The following is a 6,195-nucleotide window of genomic DNA, read 5'->3' as shown; positions in this document are numbered from 1 at the left end:
TTGCACCGGAAGTGCCTTTCTGAACGTGGGCTGATCGAAGTGTGGTAACTCCAATCATCCCAGCTCAAAGGGCACTTTCCTTACATCAACACCCTCCGAACAGGCGATTCATCGGTGGATCGAGGCTAAGTGACAAGGAGGTAGCGGTCATCGACACCCACGACAAGCAGGCGCTGGCGCGCCTGGAGGTGTCCCGGCACGCGTGCGACCTGTTCTGGGAGCAAGGCGTCTCTGCGACAAGCGGTGACGACATCGCTTCGGCGGCAGGGCTTTCCACTCGCACGGTGTGGCGGTACTTCCGCAGTAAGGAGGCCTGTGTGGAGCCCGTGCTGGCGTTGTCGGCGCAGCGTTTCCTCACGCTGGCACACCAGTGGCCGGCCGAGCTGTCCTTGGCCGACCACATGGCGGCCTACACCGCGGCCAACCCGCTGGACGACGAGGAGATCGCCGACGTGCGGCGCGCGCTGCGCATCACCGCCGTCTCGGTGGACGAGCCCGCGCTGCGGACTTCGTATCTGATGGTGCACGACCAGATGGAGCGCGACTTCATTCCTGTTGTCGCCGAACGGCTTCAGCTGCCGCAGCAACACCTCACGGTCCGCCTGTGCGCCGCCGCGGTGACCGGGGCGTTCCGTGTCATCGACGAGGACGTGGGCCGCAGGGTCATCCTCGAAGACGAGACGGTCAGCCAGGAAGAGGCCCTGGACCTGATCGACCGTGCCGTCAGGGACGCCACCAACGGCCGTTTCGGTGGTCCCGTCGACACCTGATCGAAATCCGAAGCACCACAATCGCATAGGCACGTCACTCCGTCCGAGGGCTTGACCCGGCCGCGGGAATGACGCTGCCTGCCTACTCAGAAAGGTTTTCATGACACAGCCCGCGTACATCTCGGTGGAGGACTTCTTCAACCCGCCCACCCGCGCCGGCGCGGCGATCTCCCCCGACGGATCGCGCATCGCATTTCTCGCGCCCTGGCGGAACCGGCTCAACGTGTGGGTCCAGGACATCGACTCCGACGGCGAAGCGCGCTGTGTCACCAGCGATGACCGCCGCAGCGTGCATCACTTCGACTGGACCGACGATCCGCGCTGGATCATCTACCTGCAGGACACCGACGGCGACGAGAACTGGCACATCCACCGCATCGACCTGGACGCTCCGGCCGGTGCCACCGTCGACCTCACCCCTTTTCCCGGCGTCATCGCCTCGCCGATCGGGGACGTCAAGAACGGCAAGGTCGCGGTCATCACGAACCAGCGCAACGCGCAGTTGTTCGACGTCTATGAACTCGATATCGCCACCGGCGATCTGACCTTGCTCGCCGAGAACCCGGGAACCGCGTCGAACTGGCTGCGCAGCGACAACGGGCGTCTGTTCGCGACATCGCTGACGCCGGACGGCAATCTCGATCTGTCGCGCTGGGACAGCGAGTCAGCGACATTGCGGTCCATCACGACCTTCGACGGATCCGACCATCCCGTCGGCATCCATCCGCTCGTGCTGACCCCCGACGGCACGGGGGTTTGGATGGGGTCCTACCGCGGCAGCGACCGTTCCCGCCTGGTCCGGATCGATCTGGCCACCGGCCAGGAAGCCGAGGTCGACAGTCACCCCCAGTTCGATCTCGATCACCGCGGCGTGGTCAACCCGTTCATGTCGCAGCCGCTGATCCAGGACCGTCGGACCGGCGAACTGCTCGGCGTACGCTACGCCCGCGAGCGACAGGTCATTCACGCGCTCAATCCCCGATTCGCCGACGTTCTCTCGAAGCTGGAGAAGCTCTCCGACGGTGACATCGGCCGGATCACCTCCGACGAGGCCGGCCGGCGGTGGGTCGTCAGCTTCACCCACGACCAGGATCCCCACGTGACCTACCTCTACGACCATGAGACCGGCGTGAGCCGGCTGCTGTACCGGCCGTTCCCGCATCTCGATCCCGACCAGTTGGCCCCGATGCAGCCGGTGGCGATCACGTCACGGGACGGCCTGACCCTGCACTCGTATCTGACCCTGCCGCTCGGGGTGCCGCCGAAGGGGCTGCCGCTAGTCCTGATGGTGCACGGCGGACCGTGGTACCGCGACAGCTGGGACTATCACCCCGGCGTGCAGCTGCTGGCCAACCGCGGATATGCGGTGCTGCAGGTCAACTTCCGGGGGTCGCTCGGCTACGGCAAGTCGTTCCTCAAGGCCGCGATCGGCGAGTTCGCGGGCAGGATGCACGACGACCTGATCGACGGGGTGAACTGGGCGGTCGAGCAGGGCTACGCCGACCGGGACCGGGTCGCGATCCTCGGCGGCTCCTACGGCGGTTACGCGGCGCTGGTCGGCGTCACGTTCACGCCGGACGTGTTCGCCGCCGCCGTCGACTACGTCGGCATCAGCGATCTGGCGAACTTCATGCGGACCCTGCCGCCGGTGGCGCGGCCGCACCTGGCCAACAACTGGCACCGCTACGTCGGCGATCCCGACGACCCCGAACAGCTGGCGGACATGATGGCGCGCTCCCCGATCACCAAGGTGGATCAGATCCGCACCCCGCTGATGGTGATCCAGGGCGCCAACGACGTCCGGGTCGTGCAGGCCGAGTCCGACAACCTGGTGGACGCACTGCGCGCTCGCGGTGTCGAGGTCGAATACCTGGTCCAGGCCGATGAGGGCCACGGCGCGGTGAACCCCGAGAACGTGATCGAGATGTATCGCGCGATCGAACGTTTCCTCGCGCGGTACGTGGGTCGGGCGGGCGGGAAACCTTAGCGGCCGCCTTGGCTTGGTGCTGTGGTTCGATGAAGTCCGCAAGCTGGTGCTGCGCGCACGCCTTCGCGGCGGCGGCCCCGCGAGAGATCGGATGAGCCGGACATGACTGCGATTCCGTTGTCCAAGCAGCAGGAGCACCGTCTGCTGTCACGTTTCATGCTGCTGAGCCTGGCCGCCGCACTCGTGACCATGGCGCTGAAGGCGGCCGCCGCCGTGGTCACCGGTTCGGTCGGGTTCCTGTCCGACGCGTTGGAATCCGGTGTCAATCTTGTTGCGGCCGTGGTGGCGCTGTGGGCGCTGCGGGTAGCGGCCCGCCCGCGCGACGCCGACCACCACTTCGGTCATGGCAAGGCCGAGTACCTGTCAGCTCTGGTCGAGGGCGCGATGATCTTCGTGGCCGCCACGGCGATCATCTGGAGCGCCGTCGAACGCCTGATGAGCCCCGCGCCGCTAGTCCAGCCCGGATTGGGGCTGGCCCTGTCCACCGTCGCGGCAGTGGTCAACCTCGTCGTGGGGGTCACCCTGCACCGGGTGGGTCGACAACATCGCTCGGCCACCCTCGTCGCCGACGGCAAGCACCTCATGACCGATGTATGGACATCCGCCGGCGTGATCGTGGGTATCTCCCTTGTCGCGCTGACGGGCTGGTACCCACTCGATCCGATCGTCGCGTTGGCGGTCGGGGTCAACATTCTCTGGACGGGTTACCGGTTACTGCGCGGCTCGATGAGCAGTCTGCTCAGCGCCGCCCTCCCCGACGACGATCATGCCGCGGTGGACGCGGTCCTCGACCGGTACCGCTGCACGTATCCCATCGAGTTCGCGCCGCTGCGCACGGTCGAATCCGGCCGCCAGCGTCTCGTGTTCGTTGTCGTCACCGTGCCCGGGCAGTGGACCGTGCAGGCGGCACACGACCTCGCCGACCGGCTGGAAGCCGACATCGACGCAGCACTGCCGCACACCGAGACCTTCATCCACGTCGAGCCGGCAGGCGCACCCGCTCAATAGGGAGTGGGGCCCAGTGAGCGGCGATGCCGACCGTCAGGTGCGGGGCGCCGGCGGGGGCGGTGGTGCGCCGACCGGCGGTGCGATCTTGGGGTAGCTGCGGGCCCCGGGATGCTCGCCCCCGGACCCCGCACCTGCCCCCGCGCCGGCCGGAGCCGGACGCCCCGGGGCAGGATCCCAGTCGGTGTCCACCAGCCGCTTCTGCACCCCGATCGCCAGTCCCAGCAGGATCCCGCCGATCATCAGCATCGACACCATGCCCCACACCGTGCCCAGCTTGGCGGCGTTGCCCAGAACGATTCCGTACCAACCGAAGTCGGTGTCGCCGAAGGTGGTGTTCTCCTCACCGAATGCTCCCAGCACACGCACCAGCAACGCAGGCAGGAATGTGATCAGCAGCCCGTTGACGAAACCGCCGGCGATCGCGCCCCGTCTGCCGCCGGTGGCATTGCCGTACACCCCTGCGGCGCCGCCGGTGAAGAAGTGCGGCACCAGGCCGGGCAGCACCAGCACCCAGCCGAACGCGGGTCCGAGCCACACCGACAGCACCGCCAGGCCGACCAGTCCGGCGACAAAGCTCGAGACGAAACCGATCAGCACCGCGTTCTGGGCGTACGGGAACACGATCGGGGCGTCCAGTGCGGGCACCGCTCCCGGGACCACCCGTTCGGCAATGCCCTGGAACGCCGGCACCAGCTCGCCGAGGATGGTCCGCACCCCGAACAGGATCACCGCGACGGCCACACCGAAGCTGAGTCCCTCGGTCACGCCCTTCATCAGGTAGTTGCCGACATCGACGGCGGCGCCGGCGCCGGTGTCGTCGGCGAACGCGGCGAACGCGGTATCCCGGCCGGCTCTGACCAGGTAGATCAGCGACACCACCAGGTACATAAGCACCATCGACAACGCGGTGGCGACCATCGAATCACGCAGGAAACGCAGCGTTTCCGGGAGTTTGAGGTCTTCGGTCGACCGGCTCTTGCTGCCGCCCACGAACCGGCCCGTGACACCGGAGGCGATATAACCGAGGGTGCCGAAGTGACCGATCGCGATGCTGTCGTCGCCGGTGATCCGTTTGGTCCAGGGCTGGGCCAGGGCCGGCAGCGACACCATCACCACACCCAGCAGGAAGCCGCCGAGCAGGATCACGACCGGGGTGTCCAAGCCGGCGGTGGCCAGCACAATAGTCAGCAGCGTCGCCATGAACAGCGTGTGGTGGCCGGTGAGGAACACGTAGTGCAGCGGCGTGAACCGGGCCAGCAGCAGGCTCACGGCGAACCCGAGGATCATCAGCCACGCCACCTGGGCGCCGTACTGTTCCTGCGCGATACCGACGATCGCCTCGTTGGTGGGGACCACGCCCTGGGTGCCCGCGGCGCCCTGGATCATCACCCCGAGCGGGTCCAGGGAGCTGACCACCAGGGTGGCGCCCGCGCTGACCAGCAGGAAGCCCAGGGTCGCCTTGAGTGCTCCGCCGATCACCTGCCCGGCGGACTTGCGCAGTGCGATCAGGCCGATCGCGGTGATGATGCCGATCAGATAGGCCGGGACGGAGAGGATTTCGTTGACCAGGAATTCGGCGGTGCCGACCAGCCAGTTCATCGGGCTCCTAGACGTCGTAGGAATCGCGCAGTGCGCCGTCCACTTCGGAGGTGGAGGTGAAGTTGTCGATCACCTTGACGGGCACCCCGACGTCTCCGAGGGTCCGGGCGATCTCGCCTGAGGTCAGGATGAGGTCGGCGCTGTTGGCCTTGCCTTTCGCCGAGATCGTGTCGGTGGCCTCGACGGTGATGAAGGGCGCCCAGCCCCAGGTCTGCAGCACCTGCTCGAGCGTGTTCTTCAGAAGAAGGCTGGTGCCCAGACCGTTTCCGCACACGGTGAGGATCAGGTTGTTGGTCTTGGCCGGCGCCGCGTTCCCGGTCGCCGAGCGCGGGTCGCCCAGTGCCGCCAGGACCTCGGCCGGTGTCGCCGCGGAATCCAGCGCTGCGCGCCGGGCCGGATCCCCGAGCACCTTGGCCAGTTGCGCCATCGCCGCGGTATGCGCACCGGCGTCGCTGGCGGCCAGCGCCACCACCAGTGTCACCGGGTCATTGGTCTTGTGCCCGAACGCCACCGGGTCGGCCAGACGGACCCAGGACATGCCGGTGCGGTGGACGGCCGGCGAGGACCGTGCGTGCGCGAACGCGAAACCCGGTGCCACCACGATGTAGGGGCCGTTGGCTTCGACATTCGCGATCATCGAGTCGGTGTAGGCGGTCTCGGCGATGCCCGCGTGTTCCAACAGCCTGCCGGCCGCGGTGATCGCCGCCCGCCAGCTCTCGGCGGGGACGTCAAGCGCAACGCGGTCTTCGGAGAGCAGGTCGACCAACTCGGCCATGTGCCCCACCATAGACGCCCACCGCGCGCACAGGGCCGATTCGCGGCGTGAAGACG

The 6,195-nt window shown here is 67.5% G+C and carries 5 protein-coding genes; 3 read left to right on the top strand and 2 right to left on the bottom strand.

The annotated features are described in order from the left end of the window. Window positions 1–149: 149 nt before the first annotated feature. The 3 genes from ACXMYJ_RS16110 (at window position 150) to ACXMYJ_RS16100 (ending at window position 3,765) form a co-directional block, all read left to right on the top strand. Window positions 150–770 carry a TetR/AcrR family transcriptional regulator gene (locus tag ACXMYJ_RS16110; RefSeq protein ID WP_460357587.1) on the top strand — a complete coding sequence of 207 codons (621 nt, stop codon included), beginning with the start codon at window positions 150–152 and terminating at the stop codon, window positions 768–770. Between the two features lie 100 nt (window positions 771–870). Beyond that, window positions 871–2,757, top strand: a complete 1,887-nt coding sequence (locus ACXMYJ_RS16105) for a S9 family peptidase (RefSeq protein ID WP_460357582.1) — start codon at window positions 871–873, stop codon at window positions 2,755–2,757. A gap of 102 nt (window positions 2,758–2,859) precedes the next feature. Next, window positions 2,860–3,765 (top strand): cation diffusion facilitator family transporter, encoded by a 906-nt coding sequence (locus ACXMYJ_RS16100; protein ID WP_460357579.1) that lies wholly within the window; start codon window positions 2,860–2,862, stop codon window positions 3,763–3,765. 33 nt (window positions 3,766–3,798) lie between these two features. Here ACXMYJ_RS16100 and ACXMYJ_RS16095 read toward each other — a convergent pair whose 3' ends face one another. Together ACXMYJ_RS16095 and ACXMYJ_RS16090 are read right to left on the bottom strand one after the other, a co-directional pair. Beyond that, window positions 3,799–5,364: a PTS ascorbate transporter subunit IIC gene (locus tag ACXMYJ_RS16095; protein ID WP_460357577.1), complete on the bottom strand. Its 1,566-nt coding sequence runs from the start codon at window positions 5,362–5,364 to the stop codon at window positions 3,799–3,801. A gap of 7 nt (window positions 5,365–5,371) precedes the next feature. Further along, window positions 5,372–6,139: a PTS sugar transporter subunit IIA gene (locus ACXMYJ_RS16090; protein WP_460357574.1), complete on the bottom strand. Its 768-nt coding sequence runs from the start codon at window positions 6,137–6,139 to the stop codon at window positions 5,372–5,374. Window positions 6,140–6,195: the final 56 nt, after the last annotated feature.

The organism is Mycobacterium sp. ZZG (assembly GCF_054786995.1).
Note: the sequence above shows the minus strand (reverse complement) of the source record. Positions and strands in the feature narration are given on the sequence as shown.

Excerpts from the sequence above, each read along its gene's own strand:
- ACXMYJ_RS16095 (WP_460357577.1), bottom strand. The coding sequence starts at position 5,364 with ATGAACTGGCTGGTCGGCACCGCCGAATTCCTGGTCAACGAAATCCTC.
- ACXMYJ_RS16100 (WP_460357579.1), top strand. The coding sequence starts at position 2,860 with ATGACTGCGATTCCGTTGTCCAAGCAGCAGGAGCACCGTCTGCTGTCA.
- ACXMYJ_RS16090 (WP_460357574.1), bottom strand. The coding sequence starts at position 6,139 with ATGGCCGAGTTGGTCGACCTGCTCTCCGAAGACCGCGTTGCGCTTGAC.
- ACXMYJ_RS16105 (WP_460357582.1), top strand. The coding sequence starts at position 871 with ATGACACAGCCCGCGTACATCTCGGTGGAGGACTTCTTCAACCCGCCC.